General features: G+C 69.1%; 16 protein-coding genes. 12 read left to right on the plus strand and 4 right to left on the minus strand.

Annotated elements, in window-relative coordinates:
* Positions 1 to 52 precede the first annotated feature (52 nt).
* Entirely contained in the window at positions 53 to 2,056 is a 2,004-nt protein-coding gene (locus tag OG611_RS31395) for an N-6 DNA methylase (protein ID WP_266427880.1), read from the plus strand.
* A gap of 49 nt (positions 2,057 to 2,105) precedes the next feature.
* Here OG611_RS31395 and OG611_RS31400 read toward each other — a convergent pair whose 3' ends face one another.
* Positions 2,106 to 3,650, minus strand: coding sequence for a serine/threonine-protein kinase (locus OG611_RS31400; protein WP_266427883.1), 1,545 nt, complete (start codon positions 3,648 to 3,650; stop codon positions 2,106 to 2,108).
* A gap of 130 nt (positions 3,651 to 3,780) precedes the next feature.
* Here OG611_RS31400 and OG611_RS31405 point away from each other — a divergent pair, with 130 nt between their 5' ends.
* From OG611_RS31405 to OG611_RS31430, 6 genes are all read left to right on the plus strand, one after another.
* Positions 3,781 to 5,463: a PD-(D/E)XK nuclease family protein gene (locus OG611_RS31405; RefSeq protein WP_266427885.1), complete on the plus strand. Its 1,683-nt coding sequence runs from the start codon at positions 3,781 to 3,783 to the stop codon at positions 5,461 to 5,463.
* Positions 5,464 to 5,520: 57 nt separating this feature from the next.
* Positions 5,521 to 6,720, plus strand: a complete 1,200-nt coding sequence (locus OG611_RS31410; RefSeq protein ID WP_266427888.1) for a hypothetical protein — start codon at positions 5,521 to 5,523, stop codon at positions 6,718 to 6,720.
* Positions 6,713 to 10,411: a hypothetical protein gene (locus tag OG611_RS31415; RefSeq protein WP_266427890.1), complete on the plus strand. Its 3,699-nt coding sequence runs from the start codon at positions 6,713 to 6,715 to the stop codon at positions 10,409 to 10,411. Before OG611_RS31410 ends, OG611_RS31415 begins: the two co-directional genes overlap by 8 nt.
* 31 nt (positions 10,412 to 10,442) lie before the next feature.
* Positions 10,443 to 13,526: a DUF3962 domain-containing protein gene (locus tag OG611_RS31420; protein ID WP_266427893.1), complete on the plus strand. Its 3,084-nt coding sequence runs from the start codon at positions 10,443 to 10,445 to the stop codon at positions 13,524 to 13,526.
* A gap of 253 nt (positions 13,527 to 13,779) precedes the next feature.
* Positions 13,780 to 14,652, plus strand: coding sequence for a hypothetical protein (locus tag OG611_RS31425; RefSeq protein WP_266427896.1), 873 nt, complete (start codon positions 13,780 to 13,782; stop codon positions 14,650 to 14,652).
* Positions 14,637 to 17,066, plus strand: a complete 2,430-nt coding sequence (locus tag OG611_RS31430) for a DEAD/DEAH box helicase (protein ID WP_266427897.1) — start codon at positions 14,637 to 14,639, stop codon at positions 17,064 to 17,066. The genes OG611_RS31425 and OG611_RS31430 overlap by 16 nt, the downstream gene beginning before the upstream one ends.
* 177 nt (positions 17,067 to 17,243) lie before the next feature.
* Here OG611_RS31430 and OG611_RS31435 read toward each other — a convergent pair whose 3' ends face one another.
* On the minus strand, positions 17,244 to 18,485 hold the full coding sequence (locus OG611_RS31435) for an IS4 family transposase (RefSeq protein ID WP_266426215.1): 1,242 nt from the start codon (positions 18,483 to 18,485) through the stop codon (positions 17,244 to 17,246).
* 39 nt (positions 18,486 to 18,524) lie between these two features.
* Between OG611_RS31435 and OG611_RS31440 the strand changes: the two genes are divergently transcribed.
* A complete protein-coding gene (locus OG611_RS31440; RefSeq protein WP_266427899.1) occupies positions 18,525 to 19,634 on the plus strand; it encodes a hypothetical protein in 1,110 nt (369 codons plus the stop codon).
* 273 nt (positions 19,635 to 19,907) lie between these two features.
* Positions 19,908 to 20,030, plus strand: coding sequence for a hypothetical protein (locus OG611_RS31445; protein WP_266427902.1), 123 nt, complete (start codon positions 19,908 to 19,910; stop codon positions 20,028 to 20,030).
* Between the two features lie 120 nt (positions 20,031 to 20,150).
* Here the strand turns inward: OG611_RS31445 and OG611_RS31450 are convergent, their stop codons facing one another.
* Positions 20,151 to 20,930 (minus strand): hypothetical protein, encoded by a 780-nt coding sequence (locus tag OG611_RS31450; protein WP_266427904.1) that lies wholly within the window; start codon positions 20,928 to 20,930, stop codon positions 20,151 to 20,153.
* Between the two features lie 675 nt (positions 20,931 to 21,605).
* Between OG611_RS31450 and OG611_RS31455 the strand changes: the two genes are divergently transcribed.
* The 3 genes from OG611_RS31455 (at position 21,606) to OG611_RS31465 (ending at position 23,820) form a co-directional block, all read left to right on the plus strand.
* Positions 21,606 to 22,235, plus strand: a complete 630-nt coding sequence (locus tag OG611_RS31455; protein WP_266427907.1) for a site-specific integrase — start codon at positions 21,606 to 21,608, stop codon at positions 22,233 to 22,235.
* Between the two features lie 236 nt (positions 22,236 to 22,471).
* Positions 22,472 to 22,678, plus strand: a complete 207-nt coding sequence (locus OG611_RS31460) for a helix-turn-helix domain-containing protein (protein WP_266427910.1) — start codon at positions 22,472 to 22,474, stop codon at positions 22,676 to 22,678.
* Positions 22,679 to 22,734: 56 nt separating this feature from the next.
* Positions 22,735 to 23,820 carry a site-specific integrase gene (locus OG611_RS31465; protein WP_266427913.1) on the plus strand — a complete coding sequence of 362 codons (1,086 nt, stop codon included), beginning with the start codon at positions 22,735 to 22,737 and terminating at the stop codon, positions 23,818 to 23,820.
* Between the two features lie 252 nt (positions 23,821 to 24,072).
* Here the strand turns inward: OG611_RS31465 and OG611_RS31470 are convergent, their stop codons facing one another.
* The gene (locus OG611_RS31470) at positions 24,073 to 24,813 is read right to left on the minus strand and encodes a hypothetical protein (protein ID WP_266427916.1); all 741 of its coding nucleotides are present in this window, start codon (positions 24,811 to 24,813) and stop codon (positions 24,073 to 24,075) included.
* Positions 24,814 to 25,043: the final 230 nt, after the last annotated feature.

Consider the following 25,043-nt stretch of genomic DNA (forward strand, 5'->3'; position numbering starts at 1 on the left):
GGTGCGTCGTTGCCCGCCATATTCAGCTAGACCATCCCTGAAACGAGAGACCATGGAGCAGCACGATGAACCGGTCACGCTCAGCCTTGCAGGGATCGCGCGGCTTGCCGGAGTCGGTCGTGCCGCCGTGAGCAACTGGAGGCGGCGGCACAGTGACTTCCCGGAGCCGGTCGGCGGCACGGATGCCAGCCCTTTGTTCTCCCTGGCGGATGCGGAGTCCTGGCTTCTACGGCACGGCAAGATCGACGAGTCCTCCAGTGGCTGGGACCGTCTCTGGCCGCGGATCGAGGACCTCGGCGACCGGGACGGGATGGCCCATCTACTGGCCTCGGCGGGGGAGCGCCTGGCGATCCCGGCGATGAACCCGCCGCGCGGAGCCCCGGAACTCAGTGCTGCCGACCGGAGGGTGGCGGACGAGGTTGTGCGGCTGGCCCTTCGTCAGTCGCCGAAGGAAGCCTTCGCCGTGCTGCTGGATCGTTGGCACGCTGTCCACGTACGTCAGTTGATCGTCAGTCCCCGCCAACTGGCGGACACCATGGTGACTCTGGCGGCCGAACTCCGTGACGGCAGTGCGCCGGTGCGTCGGGTGCTGGACCCTGCGTGTGGAATGGGTTCGCTCCTGGCTGCGTCCGGTCGGCGATGGTCGGGACAGGTACCTCCGCCTGCGCTGGCAGGTGTCGACAACGATGCTGCTGTGGCTCGCCTGACCCGAGCCAGGTTGGCTCTGGAGTTCCCGGGCTGTGAGCGACACGTGCAGTCTGGGGACACACTGCTTGATGCCCCCCTGCGGCACGCCTCCCGCGCCGACGTGGTTCTGAGCTATCCACCGTCCAACGAACGTTCCTGGGGACACGAAGAACTGGAGACCGATCCTCGCTGGACGTATGGCACGCCACCACGGACCGAGCCTGAGCTGGCGTGGGTGCAGCACTGTCTGTCCGTGCTGGAACCTGGGGGAGTCGCAGTGCTGGTCCTACCGCCGGGTGTCGCTTCGCGCCGGGCCGGACGGCGAATCCGGGCGGGGTTGGTGCGCACCGGAGCCGTGCGAGCCGTAGTCGCGCTGCCGCCCGGGAGCGCGCCGCCGCATGGGGTGGGGTTGCACCTGTGGCTGCTGGCGACGCCCCGTGAACACCCCGCGGACGAGGTAACCTTCGTGGACGCTGCGGATTGCCGGACGACTGCGCTCACCGGTCGCGGCATGGCCGTCGACTGGGACGGTCTGCGTGAGCGTACCGTGGCGGCCCTGCGTGGCAGTGACCTACCTGGCGTCACACGGGTGCCGACCGCGGAACTGCTCAGCGACGAGACCGAGCTGACACCCTCTCGCCGTACTGTGACCGAGCGGTCCGTGGGGCCGGTGGAACTGCGCCGCGCCTGGACCGGCTGGGACAAGGCGCTGATGGACATGGACGATGCGGCCAAGGCCGTTCGCGAACACGAGGCGAGTGCCGCAGTGCCGGACGACTTCGGCTACACCTTCGTGGGTGATCTGGAGCGTTCCGGTGCTCTGGACGTGACGCCCGGCAAGGTTCTCGCTGACGATCTGATCCAGCAGGGAGCGCAAGCCGAGGATGCTCTGCGCGTCGTCACCCCATGGGCCGTACGGGGTGAGGAACCATGGGTTGCCACGGCGCAGGCCGCCAAGTTGGAGGCTGAGGGGCAGGGGGTTCTGACGTCCTTCGGCGATGTCGTGGTCGTGACCGCGGCCGGCGGATTCGACGTCTGGGTCGAGACGGCCGGACCGCGACTGCTGGGTGCCCACACAGTCCGGCTGCGGACCGACCCTGCACTGCTCGACCCGTTTTTCCTCGCCGCGTGTCTAAGCGCGCCAGGCAACGACCAGCGGGCAGGGACGCGTGCCTCCTCTTCCTCTCGGGTCGACGTACGCCGACTGCGCGTCCTGCGCGCGCCGGCGACGCAGCAGCGACGGATCGGGGAGGTCTACCGCCGACTCGTCCGGTTCCAGGAGGCGGTGGCTGACCTGGGCAGGCACGGTGATGTGCTCTCCGTCATGTTGTCGGGGCTGATGGCCCAGGGCAGGCTGACGGGGGAGTGAGGGGCGGGGCCCGGCAGAGGCCGGGCCCCAGTAGTTTCTGCGGAGCTCGTCAAGCTGGCCCTGGCAGGCGATCCAGCAGCTTGCGGATTGCCTCGGGCAGCACCGGGGACACTTCACCTTCCCTCGCGTCCAGAACAAGTTCCTTCACTTCGGCTCCCACTTCTCGGCAGAATTCCACGGTCTGGTGGGATGGTCCCGGCTTGGGCCAGGACGCGAGTTCCTCGGCCAGCTCTAGCCAGGTGTCGGCCACCGTCTGGACCGGGCTCCTTTCCGCAGTCATCACCTGGACCGCGCCGAGCCGTGCCCGTGCTCGCAGTTCACCGGTATCCGTGCCGGCCGATGCGTCCGCGAGCCGCCTGGCGACATCCCGGCAGATGCGGCCCGCGGAGGCAGTCTCTCCGCGCAGCAGCTGAGCACGGGCCACGACGAGGCGCGCGCCCTGCACCTCGCGGACCGCCCCAGGAAGGCACTGCTCAGCGCGCACCACCATTGCGGTCAGCTCGTCGACGGCCTTGTCCGGTTCGCCGCGTTCGATTTCGATCTCGGCCTCGGCGCACAGATTCCGGAGCGCGGACCGGGTGGGACCGCCGACGGGTCGGCGATGCACCCGAGGGCGGCGCGGACCCGTGGGCGGTGCTTCCGAGAGCGGGGGCGCAGCGATCTCCGGGGCGCGATGGGGCAGCGTCGGGTCCGGGTCGAGGGCGGGGCGTGGAGCGGGGTCGCTCGGCGAGGGCAGCAGGGGCCGCCAGATCTTAAGCGCCAGTTCCAGAGGCGGCCGATCGGCGGGCGACTTGGCGAGCATACGGTCCGTGATGTCCACGATCTCGGACGGCAGGCCGGGGACGTCGTCGCTGAGCAGCGGCGGCCGCTCCTCGCAGTGCAGGCGGGCCAAGTCGTAGTCGGAGTGGCCGGCCTCGAAGACCAGCCGTCCGGTCACCATCTGGAACGCGATGCAGGCGACACTGTAGAGGTCAGCCTCCGGGCCCGGGTTGCGTTCGCCGCGGTGGATCTCCGGAGCCATGTAGCCGATAGTGCCGGGCGTCCGGCCGTTGGTGTATCGGGTGGCCGCCGGGTCTTTCGGCAGGGCGATGCCGAAGTCGGTTAGGTATACGACGCCGTCGCGTCGGGCCAGCAGGATGTTGGCTGGCTTGACGTCTCGGTGCACCACGCCCGCGCCGTGCACCCGCCCGAGCACTTCCAGCAGCGGGACGATCACACACGCCGCGGCCGACAGGGTGGGTCTGTTCCGAGTGAGAAAAGCATGCAGGTCATCGCCATCGACGTACTCGGTGACGAGGTATGGGCGCAGCGGGGAGAGATCCGCGTGGACGAACGCTGGCACGCCCCGGCCACCGAAGCGTTGGTGCATCTCGCACTCGCGGTCGAAACGCCGTAGCTCTTGTGGGGTGGGAGTCCGGTACCCGCGCAGGGCGGCCTCCGGATCTCGAGGCCACAGGAACTTCACCGCGACCGCCCGCCCGACATGCCTGTCGTCGGTCGCCCGGTAAACGACCCCCATGCCACCCCAGGCGCCTTCGCCGGCGCGGCTGAATCTGCCCGCGAGCTTCTTCCCCGCTGGCCATGGCTCCACCACGCACACTCCCTGCCTCTCCTGGCGAACCGTCAGGCATCAAGCTACAGGAGATTCTTGCGTGCCTTGACTTTGTTCACAGAGCTCTGTCACGGTGATGCTCTCACCGTCGAGACCGCAAGGAGCCCGCACCGTGCAGCTCTGGGCCAACCCTCCCGGTACGGTCGGCGTCGGGCGCCTGGCCCGCATTCCGGTTCGCCATCTGCGCGACGAGGAGCCCGGTTGTCCGATGAACCGTGCTCTCAGTGTCCGTCGCGACGTGTTCGCTGCGAAACGGGTTCCGTCCAATACCCCACGCGAGGAGTTCCCGTTCGCGCTCGTGCAGGAACTGCTCGACCAACTGGAGTCCGGCGCGGCGCAGAGCATCGAAGAGGCCCTGGAACGGTGTCGCCCGACGCGGTCCCGGTGCCTGCCGCAGCACGTGACCTGGTCGGTGGCGGCCGCCGAGCGCTACCTCGACGCCCGCCGCAGGGACCAGGAAAGTCGCAACGGCGCCGATCTCCCCCGCACGTTCCGCGCCCCGGACGAATGGATCGCGTTCCGCACGCTCGATGAACCCGACAAGCGCGGCATCACCGACTACGAGCGCACTGTCTGGGGGCGGCAGTACGTCTCGGACGACGCAAGGCTGCGTGAACTCGTGATTCCCGCCAAAGGAAATGCCAAGGAGCGTCTCCCGCTGCCCGAACTCGCCGCTGTCGCCTCTGTCCTGTACTACGGGACTCCGGCCCGCATCCCTGCCTTCGAGCATCACTCCCCAGCCCTCAGACACCCGGCGCCACCGCCGCGGCCAGAACGTGTCCGGGTCTACTCCGCCGGCCTCACCGAAGGCCGGGTCCGTCTTCTGCGCACAACGGAGACCGACGTCTTCGCGGACTGGACCGCTGAAGAGATCATGGACTTGCACGAGCAGCACGTTGTGCCCCGGCTCGGCCGTGTCCTCGACAGCCGCGAACGCATCGCCGGTGCCCATTGCGCGGGTTGCAAGGTGTTACCCGAGTGCTCCGTCGTACCGCGGGTGCCCGCTCTCCTCGTGCTCCCACCTCCCACGCGGCCTCGCAAGCGGCGCACGGTATCGGTCAGCGACTTGAGAGCACACCACGACTGTCCCGCCCGCTACCACCTGACCCGCGTACTCAAGCTCCCGAGCTCCGTTCAGGAGAACGAGGCCGTGCGCAGAGGCCGGGCCGTCGACAGATGGCTCAACGTCCGGCACGCCTCGGCGGATGCCCCGCCGTGCCGCGAAGTGCCTCTGCCCGCACACCTGCCCGGCCTCACGGACGACGAGCTGGCCCCCGCCCTCGGCATGCTCCGGGCTCACCGGGCCAGGTGCCCGCTCGATAATCCGGCGGCGACGCGGTTCCGCCCGCAGCATCGAGTGATGGCCCACGACCCGCAGTCCGACGTTATGGTCATCGCCTCGTGCGATCTTGTCTACGAGGAACGCGGCGGCGTAGTCGTTCGCGAGACCAAGACCAGCGCGTTTCCACCGGGCGGCCGGTCCGTTCTGCTGGAGAAGCATCCGCAACTCGCCCTCTCGGTACTGCTTCTGGAGGCCGGCGTGCTCGGCGGCGATTCGCGACGGTCCCGCGTGGAACTGGAGATCCTGCGCCCGGACGGGGTTTCCCTTGAGGAGTTCGATCCGGGCGATGAGGGCACGGTCGAGCACGCCCGTACCGTCCTTGCCTCGTACACCGTGCCCTGGTCCGCCGAGACCCGCTACGACGCGGTGCCCCGGCCCGGTTACGACTGCACGGGCTGCGAGGCGCTGTCCTGGTGTGCCACTGGTAAAGAGCGCGCGGCTGCCGCAGGTTGAGCAAAGTTCCCGTTGTCTCCGTCATGTCGCTCGTCGCACCACCTGGAGTGGAAACCCGTGCCCGCGAGTCCCCTTGCCACCTTCGATTCGTCCGCCGAAACGCTCGATGCCTGGGCTGCCCATGACGGCGTGCCGCTGCTGGCCACCGTGGCCCGGGCCCTGTGTGTCCTGGACCACACCACTGGGTTGGATGCCTTCTGTCTTCCCTACCCTCCCGTCGTCCAACTCGCCCTGGACCGGGCGGTCGTCGCCTGGCTGCGCGGCGGACTCCGGCCACCCGCCTCACTTGCCGAACTCGTCCAGCGATGTGCCGACATCCCGTTGGAGGACTGGCCGCTGTCGCTGCCGTCGGACGCTGTCGGCCCGGACGACGTTCTGCTCGACCCGTACTCGCATCGCCCCACCCAGTTGTGCCATGAGTGGAGCGACTGGGAACGTTCGGCGCCCGACCCGGCTGTGCGGCATCGCGACCAGCAGGTGATGCGGACCGCTCTGGACCGCTGCCGCAGCCACGGAGAGGAGGACGCATACACCGAGTTCCGCAGCCTGCTGGTGCGGCGGCCGGTGCTGACGGCCCAGGAACTCTTTGCTCTGCACGGCGACTTCACGCTGGAGCCGGTCTGGGAGCTCATCGACCTGATCTACCCGGAGGTCCCTCATTCCTGGAGCCGGGACGGTTGCTACGCGGTGTGCGGCCGCTGCGGAACACTGCTTACGCCGCTTGCGGGCGGAGAGTGGTGGTGCGAGCGGGATCGCTGCCGACGGCAGGGAGACCCGCCGGTCGGCCGTCTGATCGAAGCGGCTCACGCCGGCACTGTGTACCAGCTGGAGCGCCCGCTGCGCCGACACGTCACCGGGCCCGGACTGGCCGAGGTGGAACTGGAGCACCGGCTTACCGGTCTGGGCCTCGACGTCACCATGTGGCCCGGTTTCGACGCCTACGACTTGCTGGTGGTCTTCCCCGACGGCCACCGCTGGGCCGTCGACGTCAAAGACTGGGCGCACCCGGCCTTCCTCGGCCGAGCCGCCCGCCCCGTGCGGCCCGAGCCTCCGTATGACGAGGCGTTCTGGGTAGTGCCTGTCTACCGGGTACGCGAGCGCCCCGGCTATCAGCAGGCGTTTCAGCGAGCCCGACCCGCGGCGGCCGCTGCCGTACGCCTGCTCACCGACGACGAATTGACTCGGGCTGCCCGGATGCGGCTGGCCGAGCCACGCCGTGGCACCCGCGCCGACAGCCAGGAGGGCACAGATGCGTGACGAGAAAGCCTGGTGCGAAGCGGTAGCGGGGGAGTTGAGGGACGAATGGCCCGAGGCCGGTGCCCCGGACGGGTTCGGGCCGGTCGAGTTGTGCCGCGTCGAGCTGGGGCTGCGACTGCTCGAACGGCTTGCCCCTACGGCGGATGCCGTGGACGCCTATGCGCTGTTCGGCGGTTATCCGTTCGCGCATCGCGCCGGGCTGGCGCAACATCCGTGGCAGCGCATGGCCCTCGCCGCCGCCCGGCACCTCCTGTGGCCGCTGCGGCGGCGCGCCTGGCGGCAGGCGCTGGACGCCTACCGGTCGGTCGCCAACAGGCTGCGGGCTTACGAGCTGCCGCCGGCCGGAACCACCGGCGGTCCCCGACCCGTGGTGCCGATGGTGGCCGGGCGCCGGATGGACGTCTACGACCAGGCCCTCAGCCGGCTGCCGGACCTGGTCACCCGTGCCCTCAAACCGGCCCCCGCAGGGACGAGTTCCTTCCAGGAACGCCGCCGCAACGCCTCGGTCACCATTCCCGAGGAACTCGTCCGCGCCAACCCACCCGGCCACGACCTCGCCGCAGGACGGCCCGGGGGCGGCGAGCCACTCAGCGTGTGTCGTGCCGAACTGCGCGCAGCGGCCCGGTGGATGGACGAGCGCGAGCGCGAGGCGGGGGTCCAGCATCCCGGTCACTGGGAACAGCGGCTGGAGGGGGTCAGGTTCGCGCCCCGCGATGCCGCGGGAACGGACTACACCGAGGCTGACGAGGTCGAACTGGCCGGCATGGTGCACCTAGCCGGCATGGTCGGTGCTGGCAAGAGCACGTTCATGATTGTGGTGGCCGTCTGGGCCGCCCGGCGCGAGATCCCGCTGTGCACCACGCTCGTCGTCGGAGACGTCGCCGAACAGCTACGGCTGTGCGGTCTCTTCGAGGCACTCGACATCGCCGTCGCGCCGGTGCTCGGCACCACTACACGCGAGCAACACGTCCAGCGGCTGCACCGGCGGCTCTCCGCCCGAGGGTTCGACAACCTCCTCGACCACGACGACTCCGGCTTCGACCTGCTGAGCACCGCCTGTGGAGTGAGCGGGCTGCGCGGCGTGGACGGCGATCCACTGCAATACCGCGACGCACCATGCACCCGGCTGCATCCCGAGCCACAGCGCGGCCCGGTGGAACCGGAATCGGTCGTTCTGGAGCAATGGACTCCCGACCGGAGGAACACCGCACCCCGCCAGGCCCACGCCCCGGACCGCCTGCCCGGCCGCACGCACGGTTGCCCTCTGTGGGCCGAATGCCCGCGCCACGCGGCTGCCCGCGCGCAGGTCGACGCTCTGATCTGGGTGGCCAACCCGGCCAGCCTGGTGCAGAGCCAGGTGCCCGCGCACCTCAACGACGAGCGGCTGCGTCAGCTGGAACTGGCCTGTTTGCGCAGCGACCTGATTTTCGTGGACGAGGCGGACAGCGTGCAGATGGCACTGGACCGCCTCTTCACCCCATCCGGCACGCTGGTTCGCCCCGACACCGACTCCTGGCTCGACCAGCTGAACCGCTACAAGATCGAGGAGCTGAGCAGGCGCGCCCGCCTGCCGCTGACCGACGGCCAGGTCGCCCAGTGGAACCGGGCCCTGGGGACCGTCACCCTTGCCGTCGATCCGCTCTGCGCTCTGCTGATCAAGGATGAGGACCTCCGGGAGTGGGCTGATCCCGCGTACTTCAGCCCGTGGACCCTCCAGCAGAGCCTGCTCGACGACCTGTTCCGCGATGTGACCCGGCGCCACCGCGAAGGCGTGCAGTGCCAGGCGGAACGGGAGGCGTCCGCCGTGGACGACATGGTCGACGACAGCGCTGAACTCTACGAGGGCTATGACGACGTGGTGCATGAGCCCGGCCGCTCCCCGAACCTCGCGCTCTCCCCGGCCCGCCGCCTGCTCGAGGAAGCCTGGGATGCCTTCCGCGACGATCCGTTCGGAGAAGGCGACGCCCCTGACCCGCTCACAGGCGTTCTCACCGACACGGCCGACGCCCTCCTGCACCACATGGCAGCGGGGCGCACGAGGGATCGGGTGCGTGAACTGGCCGGTCAGCTCGTCGACCGGGTGACGGAGGAGGTACGGGCCGAACAGCCCGCATCCGCCACGCCCCCGCCGGAGCCGACGAAGGACTGGTGGGACGTCCTGTGCCTGCGGCTCTCCTTCCTCCTGCTGCTCAGCACCCTCCATCACAGGCTGGAGCGGCTTACCTTCCTGTGGCCGCACGTGGAGGCTGCCCTGCGACTGGATTCCCAGGGCAGGGAGCTGGCTCGGCGCGTCCCGCTGGACTACGCCCCGCTGGTGCCCGAGGCGCCCATGGGCAACATCCTCGGCTACCAGTACCTCCCGGACGGCGAGGAACGCGACGACGCCGGTCGCCGCGGCGGCACTCTGCGCTTCTTCCGGTGTGCCGGAGTCGGGCGCGAGCTGCTGCTGAACCTGAACAGCCTCGGCGCCGACCCGGCCACCGGCCTTGGTGGCCCGCACGTCGTGTTGATGTCCGGTACCAGTTGGGCCGGCGAGTCCAGCCGCGCCCACGTCCGCGTCCCTGTGAGTCTCGTCCTCAAGCCCACCGACGCGTCCCGGGCTGCCGTGGCCCGAACCTCGTTCGCCACCCGTTTCCTCTATGACCGGGACGGCCGCCCGATGAGCCTCTCCGGCACACCGCCGCGCGACCGGCTTGCCCAGGCGGTCGCGATGGCCCGGCGGCTTGGCGAACCGGGGCCGGGCGGCACTTCGGTGCTGGGGCAGGAGATCAGTCGTATCCCCGAGACGACCCGGCGCCGAGCGCTGATCCTCGTGGGCAGTTACCGGGAAGCCGCTGCGGTGGCCGAGGCACTCCAACGGTTCGACGCCTGGCGCGGCAAGGTGAGTGCGCTTATCCCGGACGACGAGGCCCACGGCAGCGACGGACCAGCCGGCACCGCCCCGGGGCAGCGGGACGACACTCCGGCGACGCTACGGCGTGGCGACGTCGCCCGCTTCGCCGACGATCACACCGCAGAAGTCCTAGTTGCTCCGCTTCTGGCCGTCGAGCGCGGCCACAACATCCTCAACGAGGAGGGCAAAGCGGCCTTCGGCACGGCCCTGTTCCTGGTCCGCCCGCACCCCCGCCCCGACGACCTTGACCTGTCCGTCTTCGCCGTCAACGACTGGCTGAGCGGCATGCTGCGCGACCAGCCGCGCCGCGACAGCCTCGACGGCCCGCACACGCTCACCGAACTCATGGAGAAAGAGGGATCGCTGGACGAAGCGGCCGGAGCCCTGCGCCAGCAGGGCCGCCGCGAATGGCGCCGGCTGCTCAACCGCAGGTATGCCTACAGCTCACTGCCCGCCTGGGAGAAGCGCGCCTTCGCCTGGGACCAACTCGTCACGCTCTGGCAGGTCATCGGCCGTCTGGTGCGCGGTGGAGTGCCCGCCCGGGTGGTGTTCGTCGATGCCGCCTTCTCGCCTCGCCTGGCGAGACAGCTCGCACCCGGCAGCACTGATCAGCCGTCCTCCGGGACCGATGTGCCGGGCACCGACGGCCTGCTCCACGCCCTCGCTGGCATCCTCGACCCCTACCTGACGGACCGGCCCGACACCGCCCCGCCCCACCCCGACCCGGCGGCTCGCTCTCTGGTCCGTCTCCTGTACCAGCCCTTCTACAACGCCCTACGCACGATGACCCATCGCTGACCCCCCAACTCTGCTTGCGAGGAGCCGTCCCATGCCACCCGTCTACCGCTCCGCCCGCACCACGGCCTGGCGTCCGGCCGACGCCTTGGCCTCTCACACCGCGCCTTACCGAGTCCTGCCCTTCCCCGAGCAGTGGCGGGACGCCGTCCTGACCCTGTGCAACGCGCCCCGGGTGGCAGCGGGCAAGGAGCCGTGGAAGACAGCACCGACCTGGCGCCTGGAACAGGTCCTGCAGGCTTTCGCACCCGACGTCCTCGCGCTGCCACGCCCCTTCCACGACCGCGACCCGGGGGCGCCGGCCCACTGGCTGTGTGCGCCCGCCGACCTCCCCGACCCGCTCCCCGGCCCGGTCCTGGGCACCGTGCTCAAGCACTGGCTGCGTGACCTGCGGCCCGAGCCCGAGTACCGCGGCCTGCTGAAGGAGACCATCGCAGAACTGGCCGCCCATCCGCCGCGCTGGGAGACCGTCCACCATGAACTCATGCCGCGTGACGCCCCGACCGATGGCGGCACCGCACGTCCGTCACCGCACCAGTACAGCCTCAGCCCCGACTGGCTGGCCCGCCGGATCCTCGCCCTGGGCCCATACCTGTACGACGGTGGGCAGCTCACGTTCCGGGCCATGCCACGTGGACCGCGTGACCAGGGTGCCCAACTCGTCTCCGAGCCGATCCGGTTCCCCGGGCCGGACGAGAAGCAGGACTCCTGGTGGTCGGTGACGCTGTCGATCACGCTTCAGACCGTGCCGTTCGACCCGCTGCCGCGCTTCAACCTCCGCTGGTCGGTTCGCCGCTGGGCCACTCGTACCAGCGCCAAGACGGGCCGCTTGCGCCTCCCGTGGGGTGCGAGCACCACCGTCCTGCTGCGTCCGCGCAGGCCGTTCCTGCCGGGCACCCCCCGCAGCGAGCGGTTCGCCGTCGCCGCTCTGGAGCGCTACTGGGACAAGGACCTGGGCGAGAAGGGCGAGTTCGCCGACCGGTGGCGCGCGGGCGGCCCCGCAGCGATGCTCGCCGGGCTGCCCCTGGGCGAGCCCTTCCCGGACGCCGACGCGATTTTGACCGACCCCGCGTCCTGGCTGCGCGACGACGCCCGAGCCGGCATTCTGTACCGCACCGCGATGGGCCGGCATGATGTGGGCCCCGGCTTCATGGCACACCAGCTCTCGCAGCTCACAGCCTGGGCGGAAGGCGCCCTCACGTCCGAACTGCGCCGCGCCCCGGACCTCTCGCTGATCGACCGGGGCACACCCGCGAACATCCCCAAGGGCGACAAGGAGACGGTCGAAGCGGAACGGTGCGCTCAGCGCCGGCTGGCGACGGCCTACGCGCTGGACGCTCTCGACGGCGTGGCGCGCCAGGGCGGCGCTCCCGTGCTTGAGGCACGGCTGCTGTGGCAGTCGCCGCGGCTGCGCGACGCCGCCTTGGCCTCCCTCGCCGAGCATCTGGGTCTCAAGGGCGACGGCGGGTCCTTCACCGCACAGCAGTACGACGACGCCACGGCCGGCGCATCGGTCGTGCACGAATGGTCCGCTCCGGAGCTGACCGTGAGGGTCCACTGCCTGCGCCCGCTCGTCGCGCTCGGTGACCGTACCGCCGACAGCCTCCTTGCCCCCCTCGACCTGCCCACCGGCACTCATATCAAGGACGCCCAGGTGACCGCCGCGACAGTGGCCCGCCGCGACAGTGCCGCACAGTGGCTGGCCGCGGAACGCACCACCGAAGCTCCGGCCCTCGCCCTCGTGGAGATCGGCCGCGCTGCGTCCTATCCGAGCAGACTGCACGACCCGAAGTTCGCCATGCGACTCGGCTTCGCCAAGGCGGGCTTCGTCACACAGTTCACCACGGTGCCCGTAGCGGGCGACGAGAACGGCAAGGGGGCGGAGACAGCGTCCAGCCTGAGGCACCGCACGCTCAGTGCCTGGAACGACGGCCTGCGGCAGCTCGGCGCGCGCACTCTCCCCCGGCTCGCCGAGGACGATGGACTGCCCGACGGACTGCGGCATGCCGCACTGTGGATGGTCCGCAAGAACCGTACGACCCGGAATCGCTGGGCTGCGTACCTCCCGGTCGGCGTCATGGTCACCCCCGATCAGGCCGGCACCGGCGCGGCCCGCGTCGAAGGCTGGGACCCCGAGGCGCGCTCCGGCGCCGGCGCCTGGGTCCCCTACCCCGAACTCCTGCTGAGGCTGACCACAAAAGCTGAGGTCAAGCCCGTTCTGCCTAGCCAGCGTGGCTCACAGGACGACGAGGCCGACACCTCGGAGGTGCAGACGGAAAGTGGAACCGAGCGCCCGAAACGCTACAAAGAACGCGAACGGCAGCGCCGTGAGGCCGCCGAGTGGCTCCAGGGCCTGCGTGCCTCCCTGCGCACCGCACCAACCGTCTTGTTCGCTGAGGCCCACAACGCCCGCTCGCACTGGACCTGGCTCCAGGACGGCCGGATCGAACGGGATCGACTGCAGGACGGCCTCGCTCCCGCTCGTCGCCTCGACCCCGACCTGCGGATGGTCCGGGTCCGCGCAGGCGCCCGGAACGAGACTCCGCAGTGGTGGGGGAGAGCCCCGGAGGGCAAGGCGAACGGCATCCAACAGGGCTTGTGGGTGCCAGAGGATGCCGCTGAAGACGGCCGCGTGTTCTTCAGTACGACGGCCAAGCCCGTGCAGTTCAAGCACGCGGCGGTGACCGCCGACAAGCTCTCGCCCCGGCCGATCGCTCAGGGCAAGCGCAAGGGTGAACCCACCATCGACACCGGCCAGGCGGCCTGGATGCCGGGGCTGCTGGAGATCGCCGTCGTCGGTTGCCATCGGGACGACGGCGACGACCCGAGATCCCTCGCGCTTCTCACCCATGTTCTGCGCCAGCCCTCGGACTACGACCAGGCCCTTGCCCTGCCTCTGCCACTCCACCTGGCCGGTCTGGCGCAGGAGTACGTCCTGCCGACACCGAAGGACGACGAGGCGGAAACGGGAGACGCAGGGGCCGCGGGCCAATCCGGTGCTTCGGACGATTTGGATGACGCGCAGGACGCATCGCCGGTGGAACAGCCTGTGCCGAACTTGGAGTTGGAGGCACCCGACGTCGACGCTGAAGGGCAGCTGCAACTGTTCGAGATGTAGGTCTGACCCGGAGTCGGTGGTAACGGTGGGTAATCATTACCGATCATTACCGATCAGTCGCTGTGTCATACGGCCGGTGACCGCCGCGCCCAGGTCAGCTGCCACGCGAGCCCGGCGCCCGGACTGCCACGCCCGCAGCAGGCCCACGGCCACGCTCACGCAGAAGCCGTCCTCACAGAGCAGATCTTGCTGGGTAGGGTGATCCGTGTTGCTGCAGGACTTGGCATCGAGTCAGGAACGGGGGTGGGGACGGGTGTCGATACCCGCACTGCAGGCCATGGAGCGCGCCCGGGCCGCCGGAGGCCGCCTCGTGGACTTCACTCAGCGGGAGAGCCGCGGCATCGGACAGGTCTGCCCGTGGGACTTGGTGGCAACCATCGGGCCGGAGCCCGAGGACCGTGATGCGGCAGCCTGGATCATCGCCGACGAGATCATGCGGGCCCGCACCGACCTGGACGACCTCGCATACCGGCTCTGGCGCGACAGTGCCCTGGCCGGCACCCCGCTGGCTGGCCCCGATCGCGCGCACGTCCTGCTCTACGTCGGCCCGGTATTCGAGGCCAACGACACCACTGGCGTCACCGGCTACGTGGGCGAGTGGCTCTGGTACCTCTCCACCCGCGACCTTCCTCCCGAGCCGGGGCGCAGCGTGGAGATCCTGGACCCGCCCTCGTCGACGGTGACGGACAGCGGGCCGGACGGGCTGGTGATCCACCGGGTGCCCGGCAGCGAGCTGGGGTTCGTCTTTCGGTTGTGGGAGATGAAGAAATTCACTGCGGAAAAGACGAAGCCGAGCGACACGATCCGCAAGGCGTGGCAGCAGTTGAACACCTGGGGGGCGCGGTACCTGGGCCAGATCTCGTGGGGAGGCCGGGAGCTGGCCCCCGACACCCGGGAGTTCGTCGCCTCAATGGCTCGGCAATGGGTGGACGCGAAGGCGTCGGGGAACGGCGGGGTCAGTATCGCGCTCGACGCCGCAGACACCCCGGACACGGCCTTCGAGCGCTCGCACCAGCACTTCACCACCCACACCCACCCGGGCGCGCTGCGGGGCGTGGTGGTGGCGATCGGGGATCTTGAAGACTTCGCGAAGGACGTGAGGAGGTACGTGTGGAGCGCACTCTAGACCCGGAGGTGCTCGCGTCCGCGCTCGGCGAGTACCGGGTGGGCGGGGTGCTGCCCAGCGCACAGGACCTGCTGGCGGCGATGACCGAGCTAGAGGTCGCGGCCTTCCGCGGTGAGCGGGAGATCGAGGACGAGACCCTCGCCACGGCGTGGTACCTGCACGGGCTCGCCGCGCTCGCCCCGGAGACTCCTGGCTACGACGCGGTGCGGGTGCGGCGAGCCTTCGCCGCAAGCGCGCACCTGATGGACCTCGCCCTGGGCGACGAACGCCGCCCCGAGGCTGAGCGGCTCCAGATCGCCTTCGCCGCCCAAGCCGGGTACCGGCGCAGCGAGCAAGACCCGAACGCCACCGCCGTCTACCGGCAGGTTCGCGCTCTCGTCGACATCACCGGTGAACTGCGTGGGCACATCGGCACCCTGGCGGCGGAGGCCGGCGTCGTCTTCCTCAGCTTCGACCGCCCGGAGCTGGGCCGGGCGCTGCGTGCGTGGCGGCGGCAGCTGCGCGGCCTGCGGGCGGTGATGCGCCGCGAGTCCCTGGCGGGGACGATGTACGGGCCCGCAGAGGCCGTCGTGGAGGCCGTTTTCCACCTGTACCAGTTCCTGGGGTTTGGCGAGGAGCGGGATCTGTTGGCGGCGCAGCGGCTGCTGCGGGACGTGATGACGCAGATGGCTGGCCGAGGCGATCGGCTGGCGCGGTGGGTTGCCGCGCACCTGTTCCAGCTAAGCGGGGAGATGGCGGCAAGCAGTCTGTACCAGCTGCTCCCCCCGGGAACTCCCCCGGAAGTGGCGCGGAGCTTTGCGCTGTCGAAGCCGCCGGTGATGACGCTCTGGCCGCCGCAGCGCCAGCTCCTGAAGCTCGAGCGTGGCAACCCGCTCGACCCGGCGACGTCACGAAGCCTGATCAGCGTGCCGACCAGCGCGGGCAAGACGCTGATGGCCCAGCTGGTGATCTGCTCGCACCTGGCGCAGCGCCCCGGGCGCGTGGTGTATGTGTCGCCGATGCGCAGCCTGGGGCGGGAGATGCGCGGAACGCTGCGGGGCCGGCTGCGGGTGCTAGGGCGGCGCCTGGCCGCAGAGCAACCGGAGTTCCCGCTGGGCCCCTGGACCTCCTCGGCCGAGCCAGACGGCGGGGACGTGGAGATCGTGACCCCCGAGCGGCTCATGCACATGATCCGCAACAACCCCGGCGAAGCACTGGCGGAGGTCGGGCTGGTCGTCGTCGACGAGGCCCACCACCTGGGCCAGGGGCGGCGCGGCTTCGTGCTGGAGAGCCTGCTCACGCTGCTGCAGGCCCGCAGCGACATCCGACTCGTGCTGCTGTCCGCGGCGGTCGGCAACAAGGGTGACATCGCCTCGTGGCTCGACCCGCATCGCCCCGAACGGGAGGTCTACTTCACCGACACCTGGCGTGGCCCGCGCCGGATGCACGGGCTCATGTATCCGAACCTCATGACGGAGCAGGCCGAGCTGACGGAGCGGCGGCCGACGGCGAAGCATGCCTCGCCAGGGCTCGCCACCGTGCCCGTCGAGACCCTCCTCGATGTCCGGCCGACCGCCTCCTCCGCCATTGCCCGGCTGACTACCGGCGAGGTGGGCACGCGGCGCTTCGCCGGCACCGCAGGCCGGTGGACCGCGCGGACCCGTCTGCCAGGCGGGATCGCCGACTACCAGGTCTTCGCCGCCGGCGCCGCGGAACTCACCGCGAACGGCAGCGTGCTCATGGTTGTCGGCACCCGGCGGGCAGCCCGTGACGCGGCACTCGCCATCGCCGAGCGCCTCCCCGAGCGGCCCGAGGCCGCGGCCCTGACCGACTACCTCGCCGACACCCTCGGCGCGGAGCACCCGCTGGTGCGCTGCACCCTGCACGGCGTCGCCTACCACCACGGAGCCCTGCCCGAGGACGTCCTCCACGCTGTCGAGGGCGCGCTGCGCCGCGACGAGCTCCTGGCGATCGCCAGCACCAGTACCCTCACCGACGGCGTCAACCTGCCCGTGCGCACCGTCATCGTCCACCACAAGGTCGACGGCGACCCGCTCACCTACGACGGCCAGCGCGCTCTGTCCCCCGCCGAACTCCTCAACGCCATCGGCCGCGCCGGGCGGGCCGGCCGCGAAAGCGAGGGATGGATCTTCCTGACCCGCCCCTACCCGCCCCGCCCCGCCGAGTTCGACTCCCTCAACCCCGACCCGGAGCAGTTGCGCGTCGTCTCCGCGCTGCTGACCGACGAGGCCCTGACCGCACTCGCCGACGCCGAGGACACCCTGCGACAGGACGCTGACGGAGTCTTCGCGCTAGCGGACGATATCGCCGCAGACTTCGCCTCGTTCGTCTGGCTCGTCCTGCAGCTCCACGCTTCCTCGCCAGCGCCGCACGGCAATCCCATCGACGCCCTAGACGCAATACCGGTGATTTAGGTCTTTTTCCGGGAGGTTGGGGCTGGTTTGGTGGGTCCGACGAGGGTGACTACTGGGGTGTCCGGCCGGGGCTGGTTGTTGTGTTCGGTGCGTTTGAGGGCCCAGTTGGACATCTTGCGTTTGATGACACGGGGATTGGAGCGTAACCGCCGTGGTTCCAGGAGCCGTTGACCGATTTCAAGCAGAGTCTGTGCGAGGGCCCGCGTGAGTCGGGAGGGGGGAAAAGCCCGCCTGGGCGGTGACCTGGCGGCGGACAACGCGCACGGCGCGGGTGAAGGAGATCCGGTCCGGATCGTGTCCCTCCTGTCGTGCGGCTTCGTGCATGAGGTCCCGCACGGCATGGTGAACGAGGAGGAACGCGAATATCTCCTGCTCGGCCCCGGCCGGGTGCTGGGAGCGCAGGACCAGACGTGGCCCGCCCAGGTGCGTCTTGATCTCGTCCAGCGTGGTCTCGATCTCCCAGCGTTCGGCGTAGAGCGCGGCAAGTTCCGCCGCCGGCGCGGTGTCCGGGTCGAGGAGGGTGGTGACCAGCCGGTAGACGGTGCCGTCCTTCCCGCGTGGGCCAAGGGTGTACTCGATGACGCGGACCCGGGCCGGGTCGGCCCGCCGGTTCTTGTCACGGGCGGCGACGATCTCCGACAGGTAGGAACCATCGGGCAGCGACGTCACCACAGGCAGCACCGCGTTGCTTTTGACCCGCCAGAGCAGGTCGGCGCCGGTTGCCGCGGCGGCCCGCCACAGGTCGAATCCGAGGAACCCGCGGTCGGCCATCAGCAGCATTCCCCGGGTCAACGAAGAGAACAGGCGCCCGGCCAGCACGGTCTCGTGCACCGCCAGCGGACCGACCTCGGCAGCAAAGACCGCATGAGTGCCGCACTCGACCAGAGCCGCAACCCTGGCCTGCGGATACGCACTCCTGCCCTGCCCACGGCCGGTCCCCGGACGCCCGAAATACCCGGCATTCGCCACCGTGTCCGGCAGATCGAACGTCGTCCCGTCCACAGCCACCAACCGCAGCCCCCGAAACCAGGCGCCCCGCGACCCCGCGACGGCCACCGGCCGGCACACCCGGGCGAACAACGCCTTCAGCACCTCCGGCCCCAGCCGCAGCCGCGCCCGCCCGATCGCTCCGCTCGTAGGCACCCGCCACCCCTTTACCCAGCGGCCCTGACGCTCCAGACCCTGCGTGAGAAGACGCCCGACCTCCTCATACCCCTGCCCCGAGAACAGGCACATCGCCAGCACGAAATACACCACCACCCGTGCCGGAAGCAGCCGCTGACGCTGCTCAACACGCCCGCACTCCGCCACCACCTCGTCCACCAGATCAGGCGTAAACGCACGCGTTAACACTCCGAGAGCGATGCGATCCGAAAACCGCTCGCCCCCCACCGACTTCACCTGTCCCGGCCTTGGCACACCCAACACAACGAGCCGACACCCTCAAAGTCACCGGTATTGGCCCTAGACGCACTGTTCGCCCTGTCCCAGAGAGGCAACGGGCGGCACACCAGCCGGTGGCTCACCCTCGCGGACAAGGTCGCCACCGTGTTCGAGACCACCGACCCGGCCCAGGCCGGCCGGTGGGCCGCCACCGGCACCAGCCTGGGGTCGGCCCGCTACCTCGACTGGCTCGCGAACCAGTTGGTCGTGCTGCTCGACCGGCACACGGTGGACGACGCCACCGGAGGCGACCGGCTCGCCGAGCCGGAGGAATGGTCGCTGCAACGCACCCTCGACTTCCTCACCGAGCACCAGGTCTTCGACCGTCTACTCGACCACGTCCCAGAGGTCACCAAAACCTGGAGCTTCAAGGACAAGGAGACGCGGGGCACGCAGATGAACGTCCCGATCGCCCCCGCGTTGCGCGAGTGGATCTCCGGCAGCACGATGCCCGACCTCGCCCGTTCCTGGCAGCCCGGCGTCGCTGCCGGGTGGGCGCTCGAACAGGCGGTACGCAACATCAGCACCGCCTTCGGGCACGCCCTGAGCTGGACCGTCGGCGCCCTGATCAACCTGGTCAACACCAGCCCCGCGCTCTCTCCCGGCGCGCCCAGGCTCAACACACACACTGCGTGGCACATCCGCCACGGCGTCGACACCGAGCAGGCCCTGACCCTGCTCACCTCCGGCATCACCTCCCGACGCATCGCCCACCTCCTCGGTCGCGACGCCGCCCGTCTCGGGCACCGGTCGGCCGGCCTGCGGCAGTGGACCGCCCAGCACCACATCGGCGGCTGGACGCAGCAGTATGGGGCGAGCGACTATGAGATCCAGGATCTCCTCGACTACGTCCGCACTCCCTCCGACCCGATCAACCAGCTTCTCGAGAACCGCGCCGCCACCACTCCGCTGACCTGGCTGATAGAAGGGACACCTGACGGCCCGGTCAACGTCGCACGGCCCAGCGAGCGTCACCCGACCATCCGCGTCGCCCGCGACCGCCGCCGGGTGGCGACCGTGCCGGCCGACCGCCACCTCGATGTCCTTGCGATGCTCGACAGCGGACTCGACCTCGACCACCGTCTCCACAACGGCCAACTCGTCACCACCCGGCGCACCCGGTAGCGCCTGGCCCTGTCGCAGGGAACCAAGCGCGGGACTGCGGCTCAACAGGAGGGCGATGCACCGCAGAGTTACCGACTTGCCGCCGCCCGTGGAGGCGTTGACACGGACGCACGGGGACTCCGCGCCCAGGTTGACTGAGACGACCCGCCCGGCGGAGCCGATCCCGGTGATGGGCGCGGACTCCTTGGCGGCTGCCACCATCTCGCGCACCTTGGGGTTCTACCTTCGCCGGTCTCATCGGGTTCGGCATCGCCCGCCTGGTCAAGGCGCCGGGTGGACGAGGCGATCGGTTGGGGCAGCATCGCGGCCCTCAGCTTGATGACGCTGTGCATCGCGCTGTTGGACGGGGTCATCATGCCGCTGGCGACGTCATCCGCTGGAGGCACGGCCCCCTGATCGATCGCAGGGCCCGCTGACCGTGCCGCACACGCTGGGCCCGGTCCTTCCGTCGGAGGGCCGGACCCAGCAGTCTCCGAGTGCCCGACAAACATGCGGGACGGAGTCGAGTACGGACGGCTAATGTGTGCGCAGCCGCTTGAGGAACGTTCTGACCAGGGCGTCCAGCTCAGAGTCCTTGGCCGTCTCTTCCACCAGGATTCGTTCGATGTGAACGAACCCGCTGTTCCGCCAGTGCCGATCCCTGGTCCCGTCAGCCGCCAGTCGGCCGCGGTGATGGGGTCCGTCGACCTCGATCAGGCCCGCTCTGCCTTCGCGAACGACTAGGAAGTCGGGTGTCCATGTGTTGCCGACTCCTACGCGTCCCAGCGGCAGAGGAAAGATGGAGATGGTGGCATCGGCGGGGAGGGCAGCCTGGGCGCGCTTGAGCGCCTCATAGACCCGTACCTCCTCGCGGGAGTCAAAAACGAATCCGTCGCGTCGCAGTTCCGGTTTCGGATCGGTGACACGCGCGGCGTGGTTCGTTGTGGTGTCGGCGGTGAGCCGCCCCTGAAGAGCTGACCTCCAGTCCGCGGCCACGTCTGGTAGCGCTGGCCCGACGTAGACAGAGTGTGCTTCGACGCCGTTCCGTTCAGCGATCGGCAGGAGGGCGTCCCGGATCCGCGCAAGCAAGTCCTCAGAGAACCGGTCCATCAGCCATCCGGGAACCAGAAGGCGGGCATCCATCCAGTCGCCGAACCTGTTGCCGGGAGACCACTCGATTCCTTCAACATCCAGTAGAAGGGCTGCCGCCTGAACGTCTCCTCGCTCATGAAGGAACCAGGCAGTCTGCCCGAGGATGGTCTCCTCTACAGATAGCGCTGCCTCTTCGCTTGAGACCTTGCTGACGTCTGAAGTCACCGTTCCACACTAAAACCTCGGTCTGACAGTCGAACCCCGTTGACCAGAATGATCGCGGCGACATCGCCGCCCCGGTCCGCCATTTACCGTGGGGCCGTGACGACGCCCTCCGGCGACACTGCCGGGACCGGCCAGGGCACGGGCCGTACGGTCAGGAGCGTGTTGCGCGCGATTGGGACTGTAAGACGTTCGGCCCTGACCCGTAGTCGGTGGTGACGCCGCAGCAGATCACGACTTCCGTTCGTCGCCCATCGGCGACCCCGGTACAGGGTGTCGAAGCGCTGTCTGGACGGCGGTCTGTGCCGACCCGATCGCTGAATAGGAAGGAGCAGGTGCTTAGAAGGCGCCTGCTCTGTCCCTGGCTCCTCGCTGCCCGGCGCTGGTGCAGCTGGCAGTGCCTCAACGCGGTGCTTCATTGTGCTGATTCGCCGACGGCAGACACGTTGAGGGCGCAATTGACTGGAATGACGCGCCGAAGCAAGCAAACCTAGAACAGTCCGCAGCAGCGCGACTACGCGCTGCTTTCACGTTTGTGCGCCAGGGCGTCGGGAGTATCGAGTCGGGCGCAACATAGCCGACGATCGCCGGTTAGCCAAACCGGCGTTTCTCCAGACCATTGAACTACCCGCTGACCTGCCGGGTGTGTTCCGTCGTTCCTGCAAGGAGTTCAAAACTATGTCGGTCGAAGTCATGGAAGAAGAGGGGCTGTATTCCGAGGAGCAGGTTCGAGCCCTGCTTGAGTGGGTGTGTGGACGGGAGGGTGTTGAACGTTCGGTGTACCCCTTCATGCGTGTTGTGGCCGAGCAGGCTCTGCGCCCGGGCGAAGCCCGTGAGCTGCGAGTGAGCGACGTGGTGCTCCCGGAGCGTGGCCTGGGCAAGCTGACCGTCCGCTACTGCGGGAAAGCGAGGGAGGTTCCTCTCCGTTCGCAGTCCGTCGAGTTTCTGCGGGCATGGATAAGCGATGCCGGCCTGCGGGAGGACGATCTCCTGTTTCCCGACCTGCGCGAACGTTCAGCCTCGACTCCCGTATACCAGCAGGTATGGGAGCAGGCCCAAGAGGCCGTTCTGCCACGGGACGAGCGGTACTCGTGGCGCCTGGGGGAGCCCATCTCTATTCTCCGGGAGTCCTGCCTGGTGAAGTGGCTCGGGGTGGGCATCTCACCTTTCACGGTCGCTGAGTTGGCCGGTGTGAATCCGAGCTGGCTGGCCCTGCGTTACCCGCACTGCTTCCGTGAAAAAGACGCCGAGATCGACTGGGGCCGCCTGGCGGACGTCATGGGTCTTCGAGAGTCACTGAAGTCGTGAGTTTCGCCCCGCGCTCTGGCTGAGGTCCAGAGCGCGGGGCGCGTGGGGAAGAACCGCCCTGTTGGTATGAACTCCTGAGCGCGATGAAGCCGCCGTGCGATCAAGCTTCGTTCGCGGCCGAGGCTTCCTACGCGTTTCCCCCCGGCCGGGTGACTTGCCCGCCCTTGCACCGGCCGACGCTCTGATGGCCGTCTCGCCGGGCGCCCAGTCCCATTCCAGAATTCCGAGGCCCTGCTATGTCCGCACGCCTGCTGTCCATACCCACCGTCGCCGCCGCCCTGGACGTCGACCGTCGAACCGTCTATCGCTTCATCGCAGCCGGCGACCTGTCTGTCGTCGACCTCCGCACCGGGCCAGGCCGCTCCCGTGTGCGGGTCCCAGCGGCCAGCCTTGACGAGTTTCTCAGCCGTCGCGCCGTTGTCATGCCGACAACTCGCCACTGACCTCGATCATGGCCTCTCTGTCGTCGAACAAGGAGTAGAACCTGTACCTCCGCAAGTTGAAGTCCGGCAACTGGCAGGCGACCGTACGCAACCGGGCAGGAGACCGGTACAGCGAGTCGTTCCCCCTCAAAGCGCAGGCCCGCGCCTGGGGCACCGAGATGGAGACACAGTCCGCCCGCGGAAGCATGCGCGACCCGCGGGCCGGCGAAATCACGTTCCGTGAGTGGCACGACAGGTGGTGGGACGCCCGCATCGTTGAGCCCCGCACCCTGCGCGGCGACGCCTCCACCATCAAAAACCACGTCATGCCCCACTGGGCGGACTGGGAGATGCGGGCCGTTACTCGCATGGACGTCCAGAGCTGGATCCGCTCCCTGGTGGAGAAGGGCGTGGGCGCTGCCGCGATCAAGCGGGCGTACAACCTGACCTCGTCCATCATGCGCGCGGCCGTGGACGACGACGTGATCGCGTTGAGCCCGTGCCGCCGCATCGACCTGCCCCAGATCGCCGTCAAGCCGCCGCAGTGGTTCACGACCGACCAGGCGCAGAGCATCCTCGACGAGCTTCCCGCCCCCTGGAAGACGATGTGCCTACTGGGCGTCTACACCGGACTGCGCTGGGGCGAACTCTCCGGCCTTCACCGTCACCGCATCGACCAGCGCCGCTCGCGCCTCTTCGTGGTCGAGGTCAACACCAAGAGGGGCATCAAGGAGTATCCCAAGAGCTCCAGGAGCCGCCGGGAGGTCCCGCTCCCGGCCCATGTCCTGGCAGCACTTGAACGTCACATATACCGGCTCGACCGGGACGCCGTGGTGTTCACCACCGTCACCAAGGGCAGGGCTGGACGGCTCCTCGATGACGGCAACTGGCGCCGACAGACCTGGTGGCCAGCCATCGAAAAGGCTCACTACTTCGATGACGACGGGGAGCAGCAGCTCGTCCCGCACTATCCGCCCCACTCCATGCGCCACACCTGCGCCTCATGGCTGGTGCAGAAAGGAGTCTCACTCTACGAGGTCCAGCACCTCCTCGGCCACGAGAGCTTCCAGACCACCCAGCGCGCCCACCTGCAGCCGGATGCGCACAAGGCCGTCCTCGGGGCCTGGGAGCGGATGGAAATCCCCCTCACGATCGCCGCATAATCGTTCCTTCGCCCCTGTCCTGCTTGGACAGGGGTGAAGCCGGTTGCGAGCGGAACGCGGTCACGATCACGTTCGAATCGGTCGGCTGTTCCCGCGAGAGCCCCAGCGGCCGTCAGCGTCCAACTGCCACGGGTGGGCGTAGGCATCGACCTTTGCAAGCTCGCGCAGAACCCCCGCCTGGCCGGGGGCTCAGGCCGAGTGACCAGCGCGTGGTGCAGCGGGTCGAGCCGTGCGGCATACGCCTCCGCCCACTCAGCTATTGCGCCTCGTCCCGGTCTCGACGGAGAACCGGTAGCCGAGATGGCCAGCCTTCCCATCATGGAGGGAGCTGCACGATGGAACGGCCCCCTGCTCCATCCATTCGAGAGTTATGAACTTTCCCACCAGCTTGCTGGACGGCAGCGCCATCCTTAACCCATGCTCGCATCCAACCCTGCCCAACGGCTCGCCGACCACGTTCGACACTTTCTTGGCAGCGGACCGTTTCTCCAGCCTGGCGGATGGACCCACATGGGTGCTGTCATCTGCGACGTCAGCTTCCAGCCACGGTGCAACTACGAGAGGACTCTCCGACCGCGGCTTCTCCATTTGCAGCTGAGCTGGGCTGATGCAAGGACAGTCCGCGGATTTCAGCGCCGGCTCTTCACGGCAGACCTTGCCATGGCCATGAAGTTCAACCACGCACAGAAGGTCGCGAAGGCTCACGCCATCACCGACCTCCTCGCTGCCAACGGGGTCGATACCCGCGAGGACCTTCACGCCTGGCTCGATCATCAGGTCAATCGCGCCGCTCTGCGCACGGTGAAGGGAGTGGGGCCGAAGAGCGTCGACTACATAGGCAATCTCGTTGGCCGTTCGCACGTCGCCGTTGACGTACACCTGCGTGCCTTCGCCGGGGACGCTGGTGTTCCGGACCTCCCATACCACCAGTTGCGCGCCGTGTATGAGGAAGCCGCCGCGCTTCTCGGGCACGACAAAGGCGGGCTGGAGCATGCCGTTTGGAGGCATAAGTCGAAGGCCATGTAGCCAGCCAGCGGGCCTGTCAGTTGTAGGTGTGGTTGCAGCAGGCTGACCTGCTCGCCGAGTTTGTGGACCTTGTCTCCGGTTTTCCCCTCCCCAGGATCGGGGCGCGGACGGCCAGGACCTCAATGGCCTCACGCCGGGCCGCGCCCGCAACCGGCCCGGGCGCTTCGGGAAGCCAACTGTCCGGTTCTGTCCCAACA

It is taken from the genome of Streptomyces sp. NBC_01363 (assembly GCF_026340595.1).
Lineage (GTDB): Bacteria > Actinomycetota > Actinomycetes > Streptomycetales > Streptomycetaceae > Streptomyces.